The organism is Streptomyces sp. NPDC005791, from assembly GCF_042871485.1.
GTDB lineage: Bacteria > Actinomycetota > Actinomycetes > Streptomycetales > Streptomycetaceae > Streptomyces.
This window is the reverse complement of sequence record NZ_JBIAIP010000015.1, coordinates 98,607-118,376: the sequence shown is the minus strand read 5'-3', so window position 1 is coordinate 118,376 and position 19,770 is coordinate 98,607. Positions and strand designations below refer to the sequence as shown.

Genomic DNA, 19,770 nt, shown 5'->3' with positions numbered 1-19,770 from the left:
CAGGAGGCGAAAATGAGACGCAGTGGTAGACGCCGCGGCCTCGGAGCACCGGCCTTGCTCGCCCTCGCAGCACTCACGACAGCTCTGTCGCCCGGAACGGCCGCTGCCGCCGCCCCGGACGCGCACCGGGGAGCGGCTCGCCCGGCCGGGGTGTGGGACATCTGGCTCGAGCGGCCCGGGCACGCCTACGGCGGAACCTTCGCCCTGACCGCGAGCGGGCAGGCGTGCGGGGTGGGACAGAGCGAGTCCAAGGGGTTCTGGGCCCCACTCAGAGCAAAAGGCTTCGTCTACCTGATCAGCGCCCCTGTTCGCGACGAACAGGCCGGCACCACGGTCGTCGTGACCCTCAGCCAGCAGGCGACGCTGAGCGGAAACACTTTCGCCGGCAGCGGCACCAGCTATGTGCACACACTGGAGGGCGAACTGGTGGCCTCCGTCCCCGCGAAGATCACCGGTAAGCGGACCAGCGCCAAGGCCCAGTGCCCCTGATCCGTGAAGGCCTCCGGGGGTCCCCGGAGGCCTCTGGCCGGTTTCACCCGGCCGTGGTCAGCCGTTCGAGCTCGATCACGACCTCGGCGGCGCGGGGCAGCGCGGCGATCTCGCCGGCGAGCGCCCGGGCCGCCTCGCCGTACGACGCCGTGGACAGCAGATCCTCGCAGGCGCTGCCGCAGCTGTCGGCCGTCACCTCGCCCGGCAGGACGACCCGAGCGGCGCCGTACTCGGCGAGCCGACGGGCGGGAGCGACGGAATGAGTGAGCTGCGGGATCACCAGTTGAGGAACTCCGGCGTTCATCGCGGTCATGCTGGTGACCCCGCCACCGTGGTGGACGACGAGGTCACAGGTGGGCGCCAGCACGTCCAGCGGGACCCAGCCCGCACGCACGCCGGCACCCAGTGACGGGCGAAGATCGCGAGCCAGCTCCTCCGGCGCCGCGATGACGACTTCCACACCCAGAGGCGTCAGGGAGGCGGCGAGGTCGTGCAGGAACGCGAAGTCACGTTCTCTGACCGGGCCGTCCGCGGCACGACTGCCGGACGTGACGCACACCCGCTTCCCGGCCGGACGGGTGTACATCCAGCTGTCGAGGGGGCGCTGCTGATTGCCCGGAACCCAGCGCAGCATCCGGGCGGCCGGGGCCTTCGGCGCACGCAGGCTCGGCGGGCAGATGTCCACGTACAGGTCCGGCTCGGGAAGCCCTTCCAAGCCGGCGGCGTGCAGTTCCGGGCGGAGCTCGTCCGCCGCGCTGCGGTCCGACTCCCGCGTCCCGCTCGGGTCCCAGAAGTGACGGACCCAGGGCACGTGCAGGCGCGCGGCGAGCAGCCCGGCCGCATAGGCCAACGACCCTCCGACCACCAGATCGGGGCGCCAGTCCCGGCCGAGCCGCTCCAAGGCGTCGATGCTGGCCGCCGCGTAGCGCGCGAATCCCCGGCCCGCGAAGCTCTCCTCCTGCGCGGGGTCCTGCGGCGGAGCGACCGGGCTGCCGTCACGATCCGCGAACATGTACTGCGGCGGGGTCAGGGCCGAGACACAGACAGGCGGAATCCCGGTGCCCGTGACGTAGGGAGCCATCTCCTCGGTCGACGCCATGAAGACCTGATGGCCCGCGTTGCGCGCTGCGGTGGCGAGCGGAGCGAGGGCGAACACGGTCGCCGCACTGGCGCCGGGGAGGAACAGAATCTTCACGGTCGTCCTTCCGGGTTCTGCCCACCTGTCCGTCAGTGGGGTGGAGTGAGGCTAGAAGCCGGTGCTACAGCACGGGTCGAACAGCCACGTGGCCAGCTGCGCGCGACCGGCTGTACCACGCTTCGAGGTCGCCTCCAGAGGAGTTCCGCATCTTCCGTACCGCGTCCGGAACAACGAGACGCGCCGTCTGCGAGAAGAGGACGCCGTGAAAGCTCTGGTACTCGCTGGGGGCTCGGGCACACGCCTGCGGCCTTTCAGCCATTCCATGCCCAAACAGCTGATACCTGTCGCCAACCAGCCCGTGATCTGCCATGTCCTGAACAATCTGCGCGAGATCGGTGTCACCGAAGTCGGTGTGGTGGTCGGTGACCGTCGTCACGAGATCGAGGCGGTTGTCGGAGACGGCCGGAGCTGGGGCGCGAAGATCCGCTACATCCAGCAGGACCGGCCCAGCGGTCTGGCCCACTGCGTGAGCGTCTCCCGTGACTTCCTCGGCGACGACGACTTCGTGATGTACCTGGGTGACACCATCCTCGCCGACGGCATCGGCCCACAGGCGCGCCGGTTCCGGGAGGAACGCCCGGTCGCCGACCTGCTGGTGCACAAGGTCGCCGATCCGCGCGCCTTCGGCGTCGTCGAGGTCGATCCCGACGGGAGGGTCACCCGGCTCGTGGAGAAGCCGGCCGAGCCACGCAGCGACCTGGCCCTCACGGGCGTCTACTTCTTCACCTCCTCGGTGCACGAGGCGGTCGCGGCGATCGGCCCCAGCGAGCGTGGCGAGCTGGAGATCACCGACGCGGTCCAGTGGCTGGTCACCCGGGGGGACCGGGTCGACGCACACGTCTACTCCGGCTTCTGGAGGGACACCGGGCGCATCGAGGACGTGCTGGCGTGCAATCGCGAGCTGCTGGAGGCGGTGCGCCCGCGCATCATCGGAGAGGTGGACCCGACGAGCCTCTGCTCGGGCCCGGTGGTGGTCGAAGCCGGTGCCAGGGTGACCGGTTCGAGGCTGACCGGTCCGCTGATCGTGGCCGCCGGATCCGTCGTGCACAACAGCACGATCGGCCCCTACACGGCCATCGACCGGGACTGCACACTCTCCGATGCCGACATCCGGGACTCGATCGTGCTGCGCGGCGCGTCCGTGGTGCGGGTGGGCGGCATCAGCGGCTCCGTGATCGGCCGTGCGGCCACCGTGTCGCTCGCCGCAGCCACGAACGGGCACCGGCTCATCGTGGGCGACCACACCCGTGTGGAGGTGGCCGCATGAGGGTCCTGGTCACCGGCGGCGCCGGCTTCATCGGCTCGCACTACGTACGCGGGATGCTGGCCGGTGACTACCCGGGCTACGAGCAGGCCGACATCACCGTCCTCGACGCCCTCACCTACGCCGGCGACCGCGCCAACCTCCCCGCCGCACACCCCCGGCTGACCTTCGTCCACGGCGACGTCTGCGATCTGCCCCTTCTGCTGGACCTGCTGCCCGGGCACGACGCGGTGGTCCACATGGCGGCCGAGTCGCACGTCGACCGGTCACTCGACGCCGCCGCCGACTTCGTGCGGACGAACGTCGCCGGGACACAGAACCTGCTGGAGGCCTGTGTGCGAACGGCCGTGCCCCGCGTGGTGCACGTCTCCACGGACGAGGTGTACGGATCCATCCCCGAGGGCTTCTGGACGGAGGAGTCACCGCTGCAGCCCAACTCACCGTACTCCGCGTCGAAGGCCGCGGCGGACCTGATGGCACGGGCGTACTGGCGCACCCACGGCCTCGACGTGTCGACGACCCGGTGCTCCAACAACTACGGCAGCCACCAGCACGTGGAGAAACTCGTCCCGCACTTCGTCACCCGGCTCCTCAGCGGCGCCCCGGTGCCGTTGTACGGCACAGGTGCCAACCGGCGCGAGTGGGTGCACGTCGAGGACCACTGCCGTGGCGTGCAGCTCGTGCTCACCCGGGGCCGCGCGGGCGAGGTCTACAACATCGGCGGCGGGACCGAACGCACCAACCGCGAGATCGCGGACACCCTCGTCGCCCTGTGCGGGGCCGACCCGGCCCTCGTACGTACCGCCCCCGACCGCAAGGGCCACGATCTGCGGTACGCCCTCGACGACGGCAAGATCAGGGAGCAGCTCGGCTACCGTCCACAGATCGGCTTCGAGGCGGGGATCGCAGCCGTGGTCGAGTGGTACCGCAACCACCCCGACCGGTGGCAGCCGACGGCGTCGGCACGGCCCCTGGCCGCGGCATCGGGCCGAGCCACATGACGGCGCCGAGCGTGACGACACGCGTCCGCACACCCGCCGGCCGTGGGTCCGATGCGGCCGTCCCCGTACTGCGACCGCGAGAGGACCTGGGTCTGGCCGGGCGACTGGCGCTCTCGGCGGAGACCGACGGCGCCAAGGTGTCCACGCGGGCGTTCGACGCCTGGTTCACCGAACGCCGGAGGGCACACGCGTTCCGCGTGACACCCAGACCGCTCACGGCGCTCAAGGGCTGGTCGTTCGCCGCGGACACGGGCAATCTGATCCACGACAGCGGCAGGTTCTTCGCCGTCGAGGGCCTGCGTGTGCGCGACGTCGACGCGACGGGCCGAAGCTGGGAGCAGCCGGTCATCCGTCAGCACGAAGTCGGCGTACTCGGCGTCCTGGCCAAGGAGTTCGACGGTGTGCTGCACTTCCTGATGCAGGCGAAGATGGAGCCCGGCAACTGGAATCTGCTGCAGCTGTCCCCCACCGTGCAGGCGACCCGCAGCAACTTCACCGGCGCCCACGGCGGCGCCTCCGTACGGTACCTGGACCACTTCGCCGGACCAGGACGCGGCCGGACACTCATCGACGTACTGCAGTCCGAGCACGGCTCGTGGTTCCACCAGAAGAGCAACCGCAACATGGTCGTCGAGACCGACGCGGACATCTCGACAGGTGACGACTTCTGCTGGCTCACGCTGAAGCAGATCCACGCCCTGCTGCGCCGCGACGACGTCGTCAACATGGACGCCCGCAGCGTGTTCGCCTGTCTTCCCTACGTGCCACCGGCCGCGTCGGCCCGAGGGCCGCAGCCGGCCTTCCTGGAAGCTCTGGCCGCCTCGGCCGACCACAGTGCGGGCACCCTGACCCCCACGGCCGAGTGGTTGGGATGGTTCACCGGGCTACGCAGCGATCGCACCCGCAAGGCCGACCTGGTCGCGCTCGACGAGGTGGGAAGCGGCTGGGTGCGGGACGGGCGGCACATCACCCGGCAGGACCGCCGCCACTTCGATGTGGTGGGGGTCCGCGTCGAGGCCGCGAGCCGCGAGGTCGCCGGATGGGACCAGCCGCTCTTCGCGCCGCACGGGACCGGCGTCGTGGCCTTCGTCTGCCGGGAGTTCGCCGGCGTCCTGCACCTTCTCGTCCAGGCCAAAAGGGAGGCCGGCTTCGCCGACACGGTGCAACTGGCCCCTACGGTCCAGTGTGTGCCACAGAACCACGACGCGGCGCGCCGGCCCTTCCTGCTGGACCATGTGCTCTGCGCGACACCCGACCGCATACGGTACGACGCGATCCACTCCGAGGAGGGTGGCAGGTTCCTCAACGCCCGCAGCCGCCACCTGATCGTCGAGGCAGACGCCGTGGACCGGTTCGGCGAACTGCCGCCCGAATTCTCCTGGGTCACCATCGGGCAGCTCACCGACCTGCTACGCCACGGAAACTACGTCAACGTGCAGGCGCGCACGCTGATCTCCTGCCTGAGCACGCTGCGGTGAGAGCGACCGGACCCGTGCGCATGGGCGTGCTGGGGTGCGCCGACATCGCCGTGCGGCGTGTGCTGCCCGCGATCGCGGCCGTCCCCGGTGTGGAGGCCGCAGTCGTCGCGAGCCGGGACCGGAGCACCGCCGAACGCGTTGCCGCGGCCAACGGCGCCGCCGCCGTGACCGGCTACGACGCGGTCCTGCACCGCCAGGACGTCGATGCCGTGTACGTGCCGCTTCCCACCGCGCTGCACGCCGAGTGGGTGGAGCGGGCGTTGCTCGCCGGCAAGCACGTACTGTCCGAGAAGCCGCTCTCCACCCACGGCGCGCGCACGACCGCACTCGTACGCCTCGCCGCGACGCGGGGTCTGGTGCTGCGGGAGAACTTCATGTTCCCGTTCCACAGTCAGCACCGGCGAGTCCTGGATCTCGTGGAAGCCGGCGCGATCGGGGAACTGCGCTCGCTGAACGCCGTGTTCTCCGTCCCGCCCCGACCTGATGCGGACATCCGCTACCGCCCCGATCTGGGCGGCGGTTCGCTGCTCGACCTCGGTGTCTATCCGCTCCGCGCGGCCCAGCTCCTCCTCGGGAACGAGCTCGACGTGCTGGGGGCCACGCTCGCCCGGGACACCCGCAGGGGCGTGGACCTCGGCGGCGCCGCTCTCCTGCGGTCTTCGGAGGACGTCTTCGTCCAGGTCACCTTCGGCATGCGGAACTTCTACCGCGCCTCCTACGAACTGTGCGGAAGCGAGGGCCGCATCACGGTCGAGCGGGCCTACGCACCTCCGGCCGACCTGCGCCCCGACGTGCGGGTCGAGCGCGAGCGGGGGGTCGAGCAGATGGCGTGGCCGCCGGACGACCAGTACACGGCCGCGATGCGCGGCTTCGCCGACGCGGTGCGCTCACCCGCGTCGCGGACGGATGATCCGCTGAGCCATCCCGCCGTCGTCCTGGGCACTCTGGTGGACGACGTCCTCCGAAAGGCCGGCTGAGTAGGCAGCACAGGGGCTGCGGGCTCCGGGTGTGCCGGTCAGGTGGGCGTCGATGCGGGCGAGGCCGATGGCGGAGCCGGTGAGCTGGTGCCGGAGGCTGGTCCTCGCCAGACCGCGGCAACGAATCCGCGCAGGCCGCAGCGCCCGACGCCTGACGACGTCGGCTCCCAGGACCACAACCAGGTCCTGGGAGCCGACGTCACTCACGGGCCCGAATCGGCCGACAGCGTCCGGGAGCCGGTGCGGGCCCGGTCCGGCACCGGCCGTACGTCCTCCCGCCCTCACCGCTCCTGGGCCCGGGATACGAGGCGATGCTCAGGCGAGCGCGAAGCCGGCGGAGACCTTGCGTGCCGCTTCCTCGATGTCGGTGTGCGCGGCCTTCAGCGACCCCTCGGCCATCTCGACGAGCGACTCCATCCCGGGCGTCTTCCCCGCCAGCGTGAGCTGGGCCGTCACCACGGTGAGTTCCATACCGAGGGCATCCTGGAAGACGGTCCTCACGTAGGTGTCGGCGTGGTTCCACGCCTCCTGCGGGGCGCCGGGGCTGTAGCCGCCGCCATAAGCCAGGGCCACCGTCACCGGCCGGCCGGCGAGCGGACCCTGCGCCGCGGGGCTGAACAGGGTGCGGCCGAAGATGATCGTCTGATCGATCCACGCCTTCAGACCGGAGGGGATGGACCAGTTGTACATGGGAGCGCTGATCAGCAGGGCGTCCGCGCCCAGCAACTCGTCGATGAGGGTGTCGTGCAGCACACGGGCCTCACGCTGCCTCTCGCTCTGGTGCTCTCCCGGGACGACGAGTGAGGCGAGTGCGTCGCTGTCGACGTGCGGGACGGCGTCCTGGCCGAGATCGCGGTAGGTCACCGTGGCATCCGGCTGCTCCGCGTCCCAGACCTTCCGGAAGGAAGCGGCGAGCGCCTTGGAGACGGACCCTTCCGCGCTGGCGGACGAGTCGATATGGAGAAGGCGGGTCATCTGGCTCTCCTGTGGTGGATGTGCGGCCGCGCACGGCCCATGACGGTTTCCCGACCATGTTCCCGGAGACCCCTCGACTGTCGCTGGAGGCGGTGACGAGGAACGCGAGGACCACCTCGAACTACCAGGAGCACACGCGAGCCGCCGGACGGATCGGAGACGGTGGCCGACGTGACCGGGAGCGGGCCCGCCACCGGGCGCAACCGGCGACTGCCGCGCCGGGAACGCAGCAGTCGCCCTCTTCCCGTTCTGGTCGCGAATCGCCGGCCTTCTCCTTCTTCCTACGGCTTCTTGAGGACCGTCGCTGAGAGCCGCGTGCCGGGCCGGCTCAGCTCCGCCGGGACCAGGTCACCGGAAGAGACGCGAGGTTGTGGTTGACGTCGCCCCGGTGCCAGGTGAGCTCCGACTCCGGTACGGCGAGGCGGAGGTGGGGGAAGCGGCGTACGAGGCCCTTCAGGGCGATGGTGAGTTCGAGACGGGCCAGGGGGGCGCCGAGGCAACGGTGGATGCCGTGGCCGAAGGAGAGGTGCCGGTTGTCGGGGCGGCGAAGGTCCAGGCGGTCCGGGTCGGCGACCAGCGCGGGGTCACGGTTGGCCGCGGAGAGCACGATGAAGACGGGCTCCCCGCGCGGGATCGTCACACCACCGATCTCCACGTCAGCCGTGGTCAGCCGAGGGAAACCGGTGGTGTCGGTGGCGAAGAGGTTGACCACGCGCAGGAGTTCCTCGACGGCAGCGGGCACCTCCTCGGGGTGCTCGGTGAGCCGGCGCCACTGGTCGGGGTGGTGCTCGACCAGCGCCAGCACGGAGTTGGCGAGCTGGCAGGCGGTCGTGTCGAAGCCCGCGCCCAGCAGGGCGTAGCCGAAGACGATCAGCTCCTGCTCGCTGAGGCGGTCGTCGTCGTCGCGGGCGGCGATCAGCGCGGAGAGGAGGTCGTCGCCCGGGTTCTCCCGCTTCACGGCGATCATCCGTGCCATGTAGCCGGCCAGTTGTCCGGCGCCCTCCGCGGCCACCGCGGGGTCACCGGTGACGTTGGCGAACTGGCGGGCCCAGAGCTGGAACTGCTCCTGGTCGTCGACCGGGACGCCGAGCAGTTCGCAGATGACCGTGAGGGGCAGCGGGGAACTCAGCGAGGCCACCAGGTCGGCGGAGTCACCGCCGGCCTCCATCGCGTCGAGGTAGCGGTCCACCAACTCCTCCACACGCGGCCGCATCTGCTCGATCCGGCGTACGGTGAAGGCTCTGGTGACCAGCTTGCGCAGCCGGGTGTGCTCCGGCGGGTCCATGGAGGCGATCATCTCCGGCGGTGCCTTGAGCAGTCCGGGGAACTCCGGGGCGCCCTCGCGGTAGAGCGCGGCGCGGCTGAACCGTGGGTCGGCGAGGGCCTCCCGGGCCTGCTCGTAACCAGTGACCACCCAGGTGTGCCCGCCGGTGGCGACCGGCACCCGGGCCACCGGCGCCTCGGTGCGCAGCCGGGCGTAACCGGGAGCGGGGCCCCGGTAGGAGGAGTACGGGAGGGGGAAGACGGGTGCGGCGGCGGGGGCGTCCCCGCTCCCGTGGCCGATGGGGCACACCGCGTCGTCCCGGCCGACGGGCTCGGGCTGCGCGGTCGCCGCCCGAGCGGCCGGAGCCGCCGGGGTCGCCGGGGTCGAGGGCCGGGTCGGGGTCGTCTCTTGCGTGGTGGTCATCGCTCAGCTCTCCGGTCCGATGAGGACGGCCGAGTAGTTCTTGCGGGCGGCCGTGTCGTACTGCGGGGCGAAGGGGCTGGTGGCCGCAGTGATGTCGCGCCGGAAGCGCTCGGCGGGGCGGCCCTGGGAGAAGCCGCCCGTGCCGTTCGCCTCGGGCGAGGCGCACCAGGCGGTTGCCGCGCGTCCCTCGCCGACGGCGAGGACGGCCCGGGCCGGAGCCGCGGACGGCCCGGCGCTGCAGCCGAGTTCGCGGGCGACGAAGTGCCGGGCGAGGCGGGCCCGGCGGACCGCGGCCACCACATCGAAGTCAAGGACACCGGACCGGCCGGCCGCGCGCTCCACGGCGAGGGTCCGTCTCTCTCCGGCGGCCGTCTCCAGGCCGGTGTCCGGCGGTATCTGGGTGAGCATGCGGGGATACCTCCTGGGGCGGTGCCGGTCGGTGTGGGCCGGGCGGCGGAAGAACGGGCAGCGGGCACGGGCCGGCGGGACGCCGCGCGGCCCAGCCTGTCGGCAGCGACTAGAGGGCGAGTGCACGGACGCTGGACGCGCCGGGTGGCCGGAGCAGGCAGGGGCTGCCGGAGGCACGAGCGCGCAGGACCGGCGTCGAGCTCGACCAGACCGTCATGGACGCCTACGGCTGGGGTCTGGGGTGACGTCCGGCTGGAGCACGGCCCACACGTACCGCAGACGCGGCAGTGGACGGTCAGCCCCACCGCGGGGGGCTCCCGCGAACACATCCCCGGGTGAAGTACCCCCGTCTACGTCCACCGGCGACTTCAGCAACGGTTCGCGGCCTGAGCCGCCACCGGGGCACGAGGCAAAGGAAAAACCCCAGGTCACGGCGAGTGAGTCCTGGGGTTTCTCTGAGCCGCCTTCGGGATTCGAACCCGAGACCTACGCATTACGAGTGCGTTGCTCTGGCCAACTGAGCTAAGGCGGCACGCTCTGTCGCACCATGGTGCGATCAGCAGCGACGCCAAGTCTACACAGTTTCCAGGGGTGCTCCGTACCGCCCGCTCCCGTCACCGTATCCGCAGGTCAGGTGCACTTCTTGCCGTCCTCGGGCGGCGTGCCGTCCAGCAGGTAGGTGTTGATCGCCGTGTCGACGCAGTCACTGCCCCGGCCGTACGCCGTGTGCCCGTCACCCTCGTAGGTGAGCAGAGTGCCGGAGGAGAGCTGGCCCGCGAGGGACTCGGCCCACTTGTAAGGGGTGGCCGGATCGCGGGTGGTGCCGACCACGACGATCGGCGCCGCGCCCTTCGCCTCGGTGCGGTGCGGGGTGCCACTGGGGTCCACGGGCCAGGCGCCGCAGTTCAGGGCGGCCCAGGCGAATCCCCTGCCGAAGACCGGCGAGGCCTTCTCGAACTCCGGGAGCGCCTCCTCCACCGCTGCGGAGCCGGTGAAGGCGGGCGGCACGTCGAGGCAGTTCACGGCGGCGTTGGCGAACATCAGGTTGGCGTACTCACCGCCCGGCTGACGCTCGTAGTAACTGTCGGCCAGAGCGAGCAGACCGGAGCCGTCGCCGCGCTGCGCGCCGTCGACGGCTTCGCGGAGCTGGGGCCAGGCGCCCTCGTCGTACATGGCGGCGATCACACCCGTGGTCGCCAGGGACTCGGTCAGCTTCCGGGTCTCACCGGTCGCCGCGGGTGCGGAGTCCAGATCGGCGAAGAGCCTCTTCAGCGCCGTGGCCGCATCGGCGACGGACGTGGTGCCGAGCGGGCAGTCGGCCTGCTTCACACAGTCCGCGGCGAAGGACTGGAACGCGGCCTCGAAGCCCGCGGTCTGGTCGCGGTTGATGTCGACCGCGGGAAGCGAGGGGTCCATCGCCCCGTCCAGGACGAGGCGTCCGGTCCGGGTGGGGAACAGCTCGGCGTAGGTCGCGCCGAGGAACGTGCCGTACGAGGCGCCGACGTAGTGCAGCTTCTCGTCACCGAGCAGGGAGCGCAGGATGTCCATGTCGCGAGCCGTCTCGACCGTGGAGACGTGCGGGAGGATCTTGCCGGAGCGCTTCTCGCAGCCGGCGGCGAACTTCTCGTAGGACTTCTTCAGCGCGGTGATCTCGCGCTGGTCGTCCGGGGTCTGGTCCACCTGCGTGTAAGCGTCCATCTCCTTGCCGGTGAGGCACTTGACCGGTGCACTGCGGGCCACTCCGCGCGGGTCGACGGCCACCATGTCGTACCGGGCACGGACGGGAGCGGGGTAACCGAGGGCCGCGTACCCCTGGAGGTAGCCGACGGCCGAGCCGCCGGGGCCGCCGGGATTCACCAGGAGCGAGCCGATCCGCTTGCCCGGCCCGGTGGCCTTCTTACGGGAGACGGCCAGCTGGACGTCTCCGTCACCAGGCTTCGAGTAGTCCAGCGGGGCCTTCATCGTGGTGCACTGGAAGTCCTCCGTACCGCAGTCCCGCCAGCGCAGCTTCTGCCCGTAGTACGGCTTAAGTTCCTCGGCGACGGCCGAACCCGTCGCCGAGGCGTTCGGCGCCGAGCCGCCACTGCTGCAACCGGTGACGAGAAGGCCGGCAGTGCCGAACGCGGTGGCGAAGATACGGAGCAGGCGCCTGGTGTCCATCCCCGGAGCCTAGCCTCCGCGGGACGACTCGACCGATTCCCCACTCATACGGGTGAATCCACCCACCATCGGGAAGCCCCGTCTGCCGGGTCGACGCCGGACATCAGCCCGCTCGGAGCGCCACCGCCATCGCCTCCACGGCGAGCAGGGGCGCCACGTTGCGGTCGAGGGCACGGCGGCAGGCGATGACGGCCTCGATACGGCGCAGCGTGCGCTCGGGCGTGGACGACTCGGCGACCCGGTCGAGTGCGTCCCGTACATCGGTGTTGGCGAGGGCGATCCGGGACCCCAGCTGAAGAGCCAGTACATCGCGGTAGAAACCGGTGAGTTCGCTCAGCGCCAGGTCGAGGCTGTCCCGCTGCGTACGCGTCCTGCGGCGCTTCTGCCTGTCCTCCAGCTCCTTCATCGCACCGGCCGTACCGCGCGGCATCCGGCCCCCGGCCACAGCGCCGAGCGCGGCCTTCATGTCGTCCGTCTCCTTGACGTCGACCTCTTCGGCGACCTGCTTGGCGTCGTCCGTGGCCGTATCGATCAGCTCCTGGGCCGCCTTGAGGCAGCCGCCGACGTCATGGACGCGCAGAGGAAGCCTGAGCACAGCGGCACGGCGGGCACGCGCCCGTTCGTCCGTGGCCAGACGGCGCGCCCTGCCGATGTGCCCCTGGGTGGCCCGGGCGGCTGACGCGGCGCGCTCGGGATCGATCCCGTCACGCCTGATCAGCACATCGGCCACGGCGTCGACGGGGGGCGTACGCAGCGTGAGATGGCGGCAGCGGGAGCGGATCGTGGGCAGCACGTCCTCGAGGGAGGGGGCGCAGAGCAGCCACACCGTGCGGGGCGCGGGCTCCTCCACCGCCTTCAACAGGACGTTGCCCGCGCCCTCGGTGAGACGGTCGGCGTCCTCCATGACGATGACCTGCCAGCGCCCCACGGCGGGGGACAGCTGGGCACGACGGACCAGCTCGCGGGTCTCCTTCACGCCGATGGAGAGCAGATCCGTGCGGATCACCTCGACATCGGCGTGGGTACCGATCAGCGCCGTGTGGCAGCCGTCGCAGAACCCGCAGCCTGGCGCCCCGCCCAGGGCCCGGTCGGGGCTGGTGCACTGGAGCGCGGCGGCGAAGGCGCGGGCAGCGGTGGACCGGCCGGAGCCGGGCGGGCCCGTGAACAGCCAGGCATGGGTCATCTTCGAGCCCGGAGGCACCGGCTCGCCGGCGGAAACGGCGGTGACCAGTACGTCGGCGTCCCGGGCGGCGGCACCGAGCTGCTCCTGCACCCGGTCCTGTCCGACCAGGTCGTCCCATACGGTCATGGTCACCGCCCTTCCGGTGGTGTGGTGCGGCACGCCGGAATCCCAGCGCCTCCCCATTGTGCGGGAAGGGTCTGACAATCCCGGCGTTCCGTCCCCACCGCCCGCTCCCGTCAGCGGCGCGGCCGGCGTCCGCCCCGCCCGGATCCGCCCTGCTCGTCGTCCTGGCCTCCGAGCAGTTCGTCGGCCAGGGACGGCAGATCGTCGAGCGGCGTCTCCTCGGCCCAGTCGGAACGCGGCCGCTGCCGGCGGCCGGCGGCGTCCTGCGCCGCCCGTCCGGCCTGCGGGTCGTCGCTGACCTGCGGCAGTTCGCGGGTGCGCTCGTTCTCGCTCTCGGGACGGGAAGCGCCGCGCTCCTCACGGAAGACGCCCGGCGGTACCCGGTCCGTCGGGTCCGCGTCGCGCACGGGCGGCAGTACGGCGGTCTCGTCCGCGTCCCTGACGGGCGGCAGGACAGTCGTCTCGTCGGAGTCGCCCGCCGGTCGGTCCGGCCTGGCGACCGGCACGGGCTGCGTGATCTCGTTGGGATTGACGACCGGAGTCGGCACGGTGAGTTCGTTGTCCGGCACGGAGGGCCCGGAGGACCCGGAACCGGGACGGCCGTACTCCTCAGCACGCTGTGCCGCGGCGGCCTCCTCGGCCCGGGCGGCAGCCTCGGCCTCGGCGCGACTACGCGCCTCCTCGGCCCGTACCAGCGCCTCCTCCGCCTTGCGCTGCTTCTCCAGGCGGAGCTCCTCCGCCTCCTTACGAAGCCGCGCCTCCTCCTGCGCCTGCCGGCGCAGCCGCTCCTGCTCGGCCTCGCGCGCCCGGTCCTCCGCCTCGATGCGGGCCCGCTCCTCCTCCGCGCGGCGGCGGGCCTCCTCGGCGCGCTGCCGGGCCTCCTCCGCCTGCCGTTCGGCCTCGCGCTGCCGGGCCTCTTCCTCCTCGCGGCGCTTGCGCTCCTCCTCCTCGGCACGGAGCTTGGCGAGCTGAGCCTGGCGCTCCCGCTCCAGGCGCTCCTCCTCGGCCTTGCGCGCCGCCTCTTCCTCGGCCCTGCGCCTGGCCTCCTCCTCGGCTGCCTTGCGCGCGTCCTCCTGGGCCTTGATCTCGGCCTCGGAGAGCGGCAGGAGGTGATCGAGCCGGTGGCGTACGACGGTGGTGATGGCTTCCGGCTCCTGCCCGGCGTCCACCACGAGGTAGCGGGCCGGGTCGGCCGCCGCGAGGGTCAGGAAGCCGGACCGGACGCGGGTGTGGAATGCGGCCGGTTCGGACTCCAGCCGGTCGGGCGCCTCGGTGAAGCGCTCCCGTGCCGTCTCCGGGTCGACGTCCAGGAGCACCGTCAGATGCGGTACGAGCCCGCTCGTGGCCCAGCGGGAGATCCGGGCGATCTCGGTCGGGGCGAGGTCACGCCCCGCGCCCTGGTAGGCGACCGAGGAGTCGATGTAACGGTCCGAGATGACGATCGCGCCGCGCTCCAGTGCCGGGCGGACGACCGAGTCGACGTGCTCGGCGCGGTCGGCGGCGTACAGCAGAGCCTCGGCGCGGTTGGACAGTCCGGCCGACGAGACGTCCAGCAGGATGGAACGCAGCCGCTTGCCGACCGGGGTGGCGCCCGGCTCGCGGGTCACGACGACCTCGTGGCCCTTGGCACGGATCCATTCGGCGAGCGCCTCGACCTGGGTGGACTTACCGGCTCCGTCGCCGCCCTCCAGCACGAGGAAGAAACCGTTCGCCGCCGGCGCGACGGCGGGGTCGCCGCCACGCAGCGCCTCACGCAGATCGCGCCGGAGCGGCACACCGGCACGGTCGTCGGTCTTGGCGAGGACGATCACGGCCACGGGCAGCAGCAGGGCACCGATGAGCATCAGCACGAAGGCCGCACCACCGTGCGCGAAGACGAAGTCGCCGGATCCCAGGCGGTGCCGCCCGATGGCCGCGGCGAGCAGCGGGCCGCCCACCGCGCCGAGAGCGACCAGCACCCGGACGACGGCCTGGAGGTGTTCGGTGGCCCTGGCCTGCCGGGGGGCCTCCGTCTCCTGGTCGATGACGGCGTGCCCGATGTGTGCGGCGACGCCCGCCGCGTAACCGGCGAGCAGCGCGATCAACAGCCCGGTGGCGGTGTCGGGCACCAGGCCGAGCGCGAGGAGGGCCAGACCCGTGACGGCGACCGCGAGTGCCAGCAGCCGACGCCGCGACAGGGCGGGCAGCACCTTGCGCGCGGTACGGATACCGAGCGCGGTGCCACCGGTCAGGGCCAGGACCAGCAGGGCGAAGGTGGCGGGCCCGCCACCGAGATCGGCGGCGTGCAGCACGGAGACGGCGGCAGCCGCGGCGACGGCCCCGGCGACCGCGGCGCACACGGCGACGACCAGCGGAACGCTGCCGGTGCGGCCCTTGTCGGAACCCGTTCCGGTGACCGGCCGGCGCAGGCCCTCCAGGGGCGAGCGGGGGCGGGGCGTCCGGGTGGCCGGGAATTCGAGGAAGTACAGGGTCGAGACGGAAGCGGCGAAGAGCCCCGCCGCGACGTAGGAACCCAGAGCGGCCTGGTGGAGGGAGAACCAGTCGAAGCCGGTACCGAGCAGTCCGCCGATCAGCGCGGCGACCACCAGCACGGTGGCGGCTGCCGGGACCGCCAGGAAGTTCGTCCTCAGGGAGAGCCTGCGCAGGGCGTCGAGGTGGTCCGGGAGCGGGCGCACGGCGGCGCCCTCCAGGGGCGGTGCGGGGAGCAGCGCGGGAGCCGCGCTCTCCTTGGCCACCGCCCACAGCCGTTCGCCGGCCCCGACCACGAAGACGGTGATCAGGATCATCATGAGTGCCTTGTCGGGCGTCCAGTCGATCCACAGGGGTGCGACGACCAGCAGAGCGAGTCGCAGCCCGTCCGCCCCGATCATCAGCCAGCGGCGGTCGACGGGACCGCCTGGCGCCGTGAGCGCCGTGAGAGGCCCCAGGAGCACGGCTCCGAAGAGCACGGTGGAAAGAATCCGGGCACCGAACACAGCGGCGACGGCAAAGGCCGCCCCGCGGTACCCGGCCCCGAAGGAGCCCTCGAGGACCGCCGCTTGCAGCGACAACAGCACCAGCACGAGAAGGGCGAGTGAATCGCCGATACTGCCGACGAGCTGGGCGCTCCACAACCGCCTGAGCGGGGGAACACGCAAAAGGGCTCGTACGGCGCGCTCGCGTGAGTCTGCGGCAAGTGTGTCGGAGGTGGGGCTCACGACCGGTGGCTGCTCGGCTCGCGTCATCCGCCCAGCCTATCGGGAGCGGCGCGGTGTCCGGGGGCCGCGTCCGAACATATGCCCCATAGAGAGGCAGACCACTTTCGTGCGAACGCCGGAAGGGCCGGGATGTCCCGGCCCTTCCGGCGTTCGCGTACGGCCCGACGGTCAGCTCCGCACTTCCGCGGAACCGATAGCGTCGGTCAGCTCTCCTCGGTCGAAGCCGTCCTCTTCGCCGCGGCGGCCGTCTTCTTCGCGGGCGCCTTCCTGGCCGCGGTCGTCGTCTTCGCGGTCGTCGTCTTCTTGGCAGCCGTGACCTTCTTGGCCGTCGTCGCCTTCTTCGTGGTCGCGGCCTTCTTCGCCGTAGCCTTCTTGGCCGGAGCCTTCTTCGCCGTCTTCTTCTTCGCCGGCCCCTTGGCGCGCTTCTCGGCGAGCAGCTCGTAGCCGCGCTCCGGCGTGATGTCCTCGACGCTGTCGTCGGTCCGCAGCGTCGCGTTCGTCTCGCCGTCGGTGACGTACGCGCCGAAGCGGCCGTCCTTCACGACCACCGGAGCCCCGCTCACGGGGTCCGTGCCCAGTTCCTTGAGCGGCGGCTTGGCGGCGGCCCTCCCACGCTGCTTCGGCTGGGCGTAGATCGCGAGGGCCTCGTCGAGCGTGATGTCGAAGAGCTGGTCCTCGGACGTCAGCGAACGCGAGTCCGTGCCCTTCTTGAGATAGGGCCCGTAGCGGCCGTTCTGCGCGGTGATCTCCACGCCCTCGGCGTCCTCACCGACGACCCTCGGCAGCGACATCAGCTTGAGTGCGTCGGCCAGTGTCACCGTGTCGAGCGACATCGACTTGAAGAGGCTGGCCGTCCGCGGCTTCACCGCGTTCTTGCCCGTCTTCGGCGTGCCCTCGGGCAGCACCTCGGTGACGTACGGGCCGTAACGCCCGTCCTTGGCGATGATCTGGTGACCGCTGACCGGGTCGGTACCGAGCTCGAAATCGCCGCTCGGCTTGGCCAGCAGCTCCTCGGCGAGCTCCACGGACAACTCGTCGGGCGCCAGGTCCTCCGGCACGTCCGCGCGCTGGTGGCCCTCGGAGTCCTTCTCGCCACGCTCGATGTACGGGCCGTAGCGGCCGACGCGCAGCTTGATGTCGTTGCCGACGGGGAACGAGGAGATCTCGCGGGCGTCGATCGCGCCCAGATCGGTCACGAGCTCCTTCAGACCACCGAGGTGGTCGCCGTCGCCGTTGCCCGCGGAGGAGGCGGCACCCGCACCGGTCGTGTCGTCGCCGGTCCCGAAGTAGAAGCGCTTCAGCCACGGCACCGACTGGGCCTCGCCCCGGGCGATGCGGTCGAGGTCGTCCTCCATGCGGGCGGTGAAGTCGTAGTCGACGAGCCGGCCGAAGTGCTTCTCCAACAGGTTGACCACGGCGAACGAGAGGAACGACGGCACCAGGGCCGTGCCCTTCTTGAACACGTAGCCGCGGTCCAGGATGGTCCCGATGATCGAGGCGTACGTCGACGGGCGGCCGATCTCCCGCTCCTCGAGCTCCTTGACCAGCGAGGCCTCGGTGTAGCGAGCCGGCGGCTTGGTGGCATGGCCGTCGACCGTCACCTCCTCGGCGGTCAGCGCGTCACCCTCGGCGACCTGCGGCAGTCGGCGCTCGCGGTCGTCCAGCTCGGCGTTCGGGTCGTCCGCGCCCTCGACGTACGCCTTCATGAAGCCGTGGAAGGTGATCGTCTTGCCGGACGCGGAGAACTCGGCGTCACGGCCGTCGCTCGCCCGGCCACCGATCTTGACGGTGACGGAGTTGCCGACGGCGTCCTTCATCTGGGAGGCGACGGTCCGCTTCCAGATCAGCTCGTAGAGCCGGAACTGGTCGCCGGTGAGACCCGTCTCGGCCGGGGTGCGGAAGCGGTCGCCTGAAGGGCGGATCGCCTCGTGCGCCTCCTGCGCGTTCTTGACCTTCCCGGCGTAGGTGCGGGGCTTGTCGGGCAGGTAGTTCGCGCCGTACAACTGCGTGACCTGCGCCCGGGCCGCGGAGACCGCGGTGTCCGAGAGCGTCGTGGAGTCCGTACGCATGTAAGTGATGAAGCCGTTCTCGTACAGCTTCTGCGCCACCTGCATGGTGGCCTTGGCCCCGAAGCCCAGCTTGCGGCTCGCCTCCTGCTGGAGGGTCGTCGTACGGAAGGGCGCGTACGGCGAGCGGCGGTACGGCTTCGACTCGACCGAGCGGACCGCGAACGTGGAGTCGGCGAGCGCCGCCGCCAGGGCGCGGGCGTTCGCCTCGTCCAGGTGCAGCGTCTGGCCCGAGCCGGACTTGAGCTGCCCGTCCGGGCCGAAGTCACGGCCCTGGGCGATGCGGCGCCCGTCGACCGCGCTGAGGCGGGCGGTGAGCGTCGAGGGGTCGGAGGCGTCACCGGTTCGCCCGGTGGCGAACGTACCGGTCAGGTCCCAGTACTCGGCGGAGCGGAAGGCGATGCGCTCGCGCTCCCGCTCGACGACGAGCCGGGTGGCGACGGACTGGACACGGCCCGCGGAAAGCCGCGGCATGACCTTCTTCCACAGGACCGGCGAGACCTCGTAGCCATAGAGGCGGTCGAGGATACGGCGGGTCTCCTGGGCGTCGACCATGCGCTGGTTCAGCTCGCGCGGATTGGCGACGGCGGCCCGGATCGCGTCCTTGGTGATCTCGTGGAAGACCATCCGGTGGACCGGGACCTTGGGCCGGAGGACTTCCTGCAGGTGCCACGCGATGGCTTCGCCCTCGCGGTCCTCATCGGTGGCGAGGAAAAGTTCGTCGGATTCGGCGAGGAGCTGCTTGAGCTTCCTGACCTGGGCTTTCTTGTCGGCGTTGACGACGTAGATCGGCTGGAAGTCGTTGTCGACATCCACGCCGAGGCGGCGTACCTCGCCGGTGTACTCGTCCGGCACCTCGGCGGCGCCGTTCGGCAGGTCGCGGATGTGCCCGACGCTCGCCTCGACGACGTATCCGGGGCCGAGATAGCCCTTGATCGTCTTCGCCTTGGCAGGCGACTCGACAATGACGAGTCGGCGGCCTGCGCTCTCGCTGGTCGGGGACAACTTCGCTCTTCTCTCCGGTCGGCACTCGTGGGCATCCGGGCAGCGCTGTGACGCTGCCCGCGGTGCTGTCGCTGCGGAGTGTGACGGTACAACCCGCCCCCGTGTCAAACGGCAAAAGCCCGCAACGGCCACTCGAACGGTAACCCGACTTCCGTCTTTCCTGCCGCCCGGACTGCCCGGCCCGCTCCTCGCAGCACCGTCGCCTGCGGGTTTCGAGGCGTGACGGGGAAGTGTGCGGGACACCTGCCCGGCCGCGCCGCCCTGCCGGAGGAGTGGACCAGGGCGTGTTTCGAAAGTAGCGCCGTCCGCCCGAAGGGCGGGCCCGGCGTCGCCAGGCAGGCGGGACTTTCGAAACACGCCCTAGACGCGGGTGAAGCACCACACGCCGAGGACGAGGAAGAGTACGCCGAAGAGCGTGGCGAGGGCGGTGGAGGCGACGGGGCTCACACCGAGCGCCACCGGCGCGCGCTGGATGGTGCGCGCCCCCGTCCAGAGGAGGAGGGCGGCACCGAACAGTGCGAAAGCCGCACCGGCGAAGACCGCTGTGACACTTTCCATG

14 protein-coding genes and 1 tRNA gene are annotated in these 19,770 nt (G+C 71.3%); 5 read left to right on the top strand and 10 right to left on the bottom strand.

What is annotated here, in order from left to right; translation table 11 throughout:
• Nucleotides 1–12 precede the first annotated feature (12 nt).
• Complete coding sequence (locus tag ACFYSH_RS26865; protein ID WP_359469165.1) at nt 13–489, top strand: hypothetical protein; 477 nt, start codon at nt 13–15, stop codon at nt 487–489.
• 43 nt (nt 490–532) lie between these two features.
• Here the strand turns inward: ACFYSH_RS26865 and ACFYSH_RS26860 are convergent, their stop codons facing one another.
• Nucleotides 533–1,684: a nucleotide disphospho-sugar-binding domain-containing protein gene (locus ACFYSH_RS26860; protein WP_359469162.1), complete on the bottom strand. Its 1,152-nt coding sequence runs from the start codon at nt 1,682–1,684 to the stop codon at nt 533–535.
• Nucleotides 1,685–1,889: 205 nt separating this feature from the next.
• Between ACFYSH_RS26860 and ACFYSH_RS26855 the strand changes: the two genes are divergently transcribed.
• Genes ACFYSH_RS26855 through ACFYSH_RS26840 form a run of 4 tightly spaced genes read left to right on the top strand, consistent with a single transcriptional unit; the run spans nt 1,890 to nt 6,407 of the window.
• Entirely contained in the window at nt 1,890–2,954 is a 1,065-nt protein-coding gene (locus ACFYSH_RS26855) for a glucose-1-phosphate thymidylyltransferase (protein ID WP_359469159.1), read from the top strand.
• Nucleotides 2,951–3,952 carry a dTDP-glucose 4,6-dehydratase gene (gene rfbB / locus ACFYSH_RS26850; RefSeq protein ID WP_359469157.1) on the top strand — a complete coding sequence of 334 codons (1,002 nt, stop codon included), beginning with the start codon at nt 2,951–2,953 and terminating at the stop codon, nt 3,950–3,952. Before ACFYSH_RS26855 ends, rfbB begins: the two co-directional genes overlap by 4 nt.
• Before the next feature lie 11 nt (nt 3,953–3,963).
• Nucleotides 3,964–5,430: an NDP-hexose 2,3-dehydratase family protein gene (locus ACFYSH_RS26845; RefSeq protein WP_359469154.1), complete on the top strand. Its 1,467-nt coding sequence runs from the start codon at nt 3,964–3,966 to the stop codon at nt 5,428–5,430.
• Complete coding sequence (locus ACFYSH_RS26840; RefSeq protein WP_359469152.1) at nt 5,427–6,407, top strand: Gfo/Idh/MocA family oxidoreductase; 981 nt, start codon at nt 5,427–5,429, stop codon at nt 6,405–6,407. The genes ACFYSH_RS26845 and ACFYSH_RS26840 overlap by 4 nt, the downstream gene beginning before the upstream one ends.
• Before the next feature lie 315 nt (nt 6,408–6,722).
• On the opposite strand, the gene ACFYSH_RS26835 is transcribed toward ACFYSH_RS26840, so the two are convergent.
• From ACFYSH_RS26835 to ACFYSH_RS26795, 9 genes are all read right to left on the bottom strand, one after another.
• Complete coding sequence (locus ACFYSH_RS26835; protein WP_359469150.1) at nt 6,723–7,382, bottom strand: NAD(P)H-dependent oxidoreductase; 660 nt, start codon at nt 7,380–7,382, stop codon at nt 6,723–6,725.
• A 328-nt stretch (nt 7,383–7,710) separates the two neighbouring features.
• Nucleotides 7,711–9,069 (bottom strand): cytochrome P450, encoded by a 1,359-nt coding sequence (locus ACFYSH_RS26830; protein WP_359469147.1) that lies wholly within the window; start codon nt 9,067–9,069, stop codon nt 7,711–7,713.
• A 3-nt stretch (nt 9,070–9,072) separates the two neighbouring features.
• Nucleotides 9,073–9,477 (bottom strand): hypothetical protein, encoded by a 405-nt coding sequence (locus ACFYSH_RS26825; protein ID WP_359469144.1) that lies wholly within the window; start codon nt 9,475–9,477, stop codon nt 9,073–9,075.
• Between the two features lie 458 nt (nt 9,478–9,935).
• A tRNA-Thr gene (locus ACFYSH_RS26820) sits at nt 9,936–10,009 on the bottom strand.
• A gap of 98 nt (nt 10,010–10,107) precedes the next feature.
• Nucleotides 10,108–11,637 carry an alpha/beta hydrolase gene (locus ACFYSH_RS26815; protein WP_359469141.1) on the bottom strand — a complete coding sequence of 510 codons (1,530 nt, stop codon included), beginning with the start codon at nt 11,635–11,637 and terminating at the stop codon, nt 10,108–10,110.
• A 103-nt stretch (nt 11,638–11,740) separates the two neighbouring features.
• Nucleotides 11,741–12,946: a DNA polymerase III subunit delta' gene (locus tag ACFYSH_RS26810; protein ID WP_359469138.1), complete on the bottom strand. Its 1,206-nt coding sequence runs from the start codon at nt 12,944–12,946 to the stop codon at nt 11,741–11,743.
• A 110-nt stretch (nt 12,947–13,056) separates the two neighbouring features.
• Nucleotides 13,057–16,167 (bottom strand): dTMP kinase, encoded by a 3,111-nt coding sequence (gene tmk / locus ACFYSH_RS26805; RefSeq protein ID WP_388755898.1) that lies wholly within the window; start codon nt 16,165–16,167, stop codon nt 13,057–13,059.
• 176 nt (nt 16,168–16,343) lie between these two features.
• A complete protein-coding gene (gene topA / locus ACFYSH_RS26800; protein ID WP_388755895.1) occupies nt 16,344–19,211 on the bottom strand; it encodes a type I DNA topoisomerase in 2,868 nt (955 codons plus the stop codon).
• Nucleotides 19,212–19,571: 360 nt separating this feature from the next.
• The gene (locus ACFYSH_RS26795; protein ID WP_359469130.1) at nt 19,572–19,769 is read right to left on the bottom strand and encodes a hypothetical protein; all 198 of its coding nucleotides are present in this window, start codon (nt 19,767–19,769) and stop codon (nt 19,572–19,574) included.
• Nucleotide 19,770 lies beyond the last annotated feature (1 nt).

Excerpts from the sequence above, each read along its gene's own strand:
- ACFYSH_RS26865 (WP_359469165.1), top strand. The coding sequence starts at position 13 with ATGAGACGCAGTGGTAGACGCCGCGGCCTCGGAGCACCGGCCTTGCTC.
- rfbB (WP_359469157.1), top strand. The coding sequence starts at position 2,951 with ATGAGGGTCCTGGTCACCGGCGGCGCCGGCTTCATCGGCTCGCACTAC.
- ACFYSH_RS26835 (WP_359469150.1), bottom strand. The coding sequence starts at position 7,382 with ATGACCCGCCTTCTCCATATCGACTCGTCCGCCAGCGCGGAAGGGTCC.
- ACFYSH_RS26830 (WP_359469147.1), bottom strand. The coding sequence starts at position 9,069 with ATGACCACCACGCAAGAGACGACCCCGACCCGGCCCTCGACCCCGGCG.
- ACFYSH_RS26825 (WP_359469144.1), bottom strand. The coding sequence starts at position 9,477 with ATGCTCACCCAGATACCGCCGGACACCGGCCTGGAGACGGCCGCCGGA.
- ACFYSH_RS26815 (WP_359469141.1), bottom strand. The coding sequence starts at position 11,637 with ATGGACACCAGGCGCCTGCTCCGTATCTTCGCCACCGCGTTCGGCACT.
- ACFYSH_RS26810 (WP_359469138.1), bottom strand. The coding sequence starts at position 12,946 with ATGACCGTATGGGACGACCTGGTCGGACAGGACCGGGTGCAGGAGCAG.
- tmk (WP_388755898.1), bottom strand. The coding sequence starts at position 16,167 with ATGACGCGAGCCGAGCAGCCACCGGTCGTGAGCCCCACCTCCGACACA.
- ACFYSH_RS26795 (WP_359469130.1), bottom strand. The coding sequence starts at position 19,769 with ATGGAAAGTGTCACAGCGGTCTTCGCCGGTGCGGCTTTCGCACTGTTC.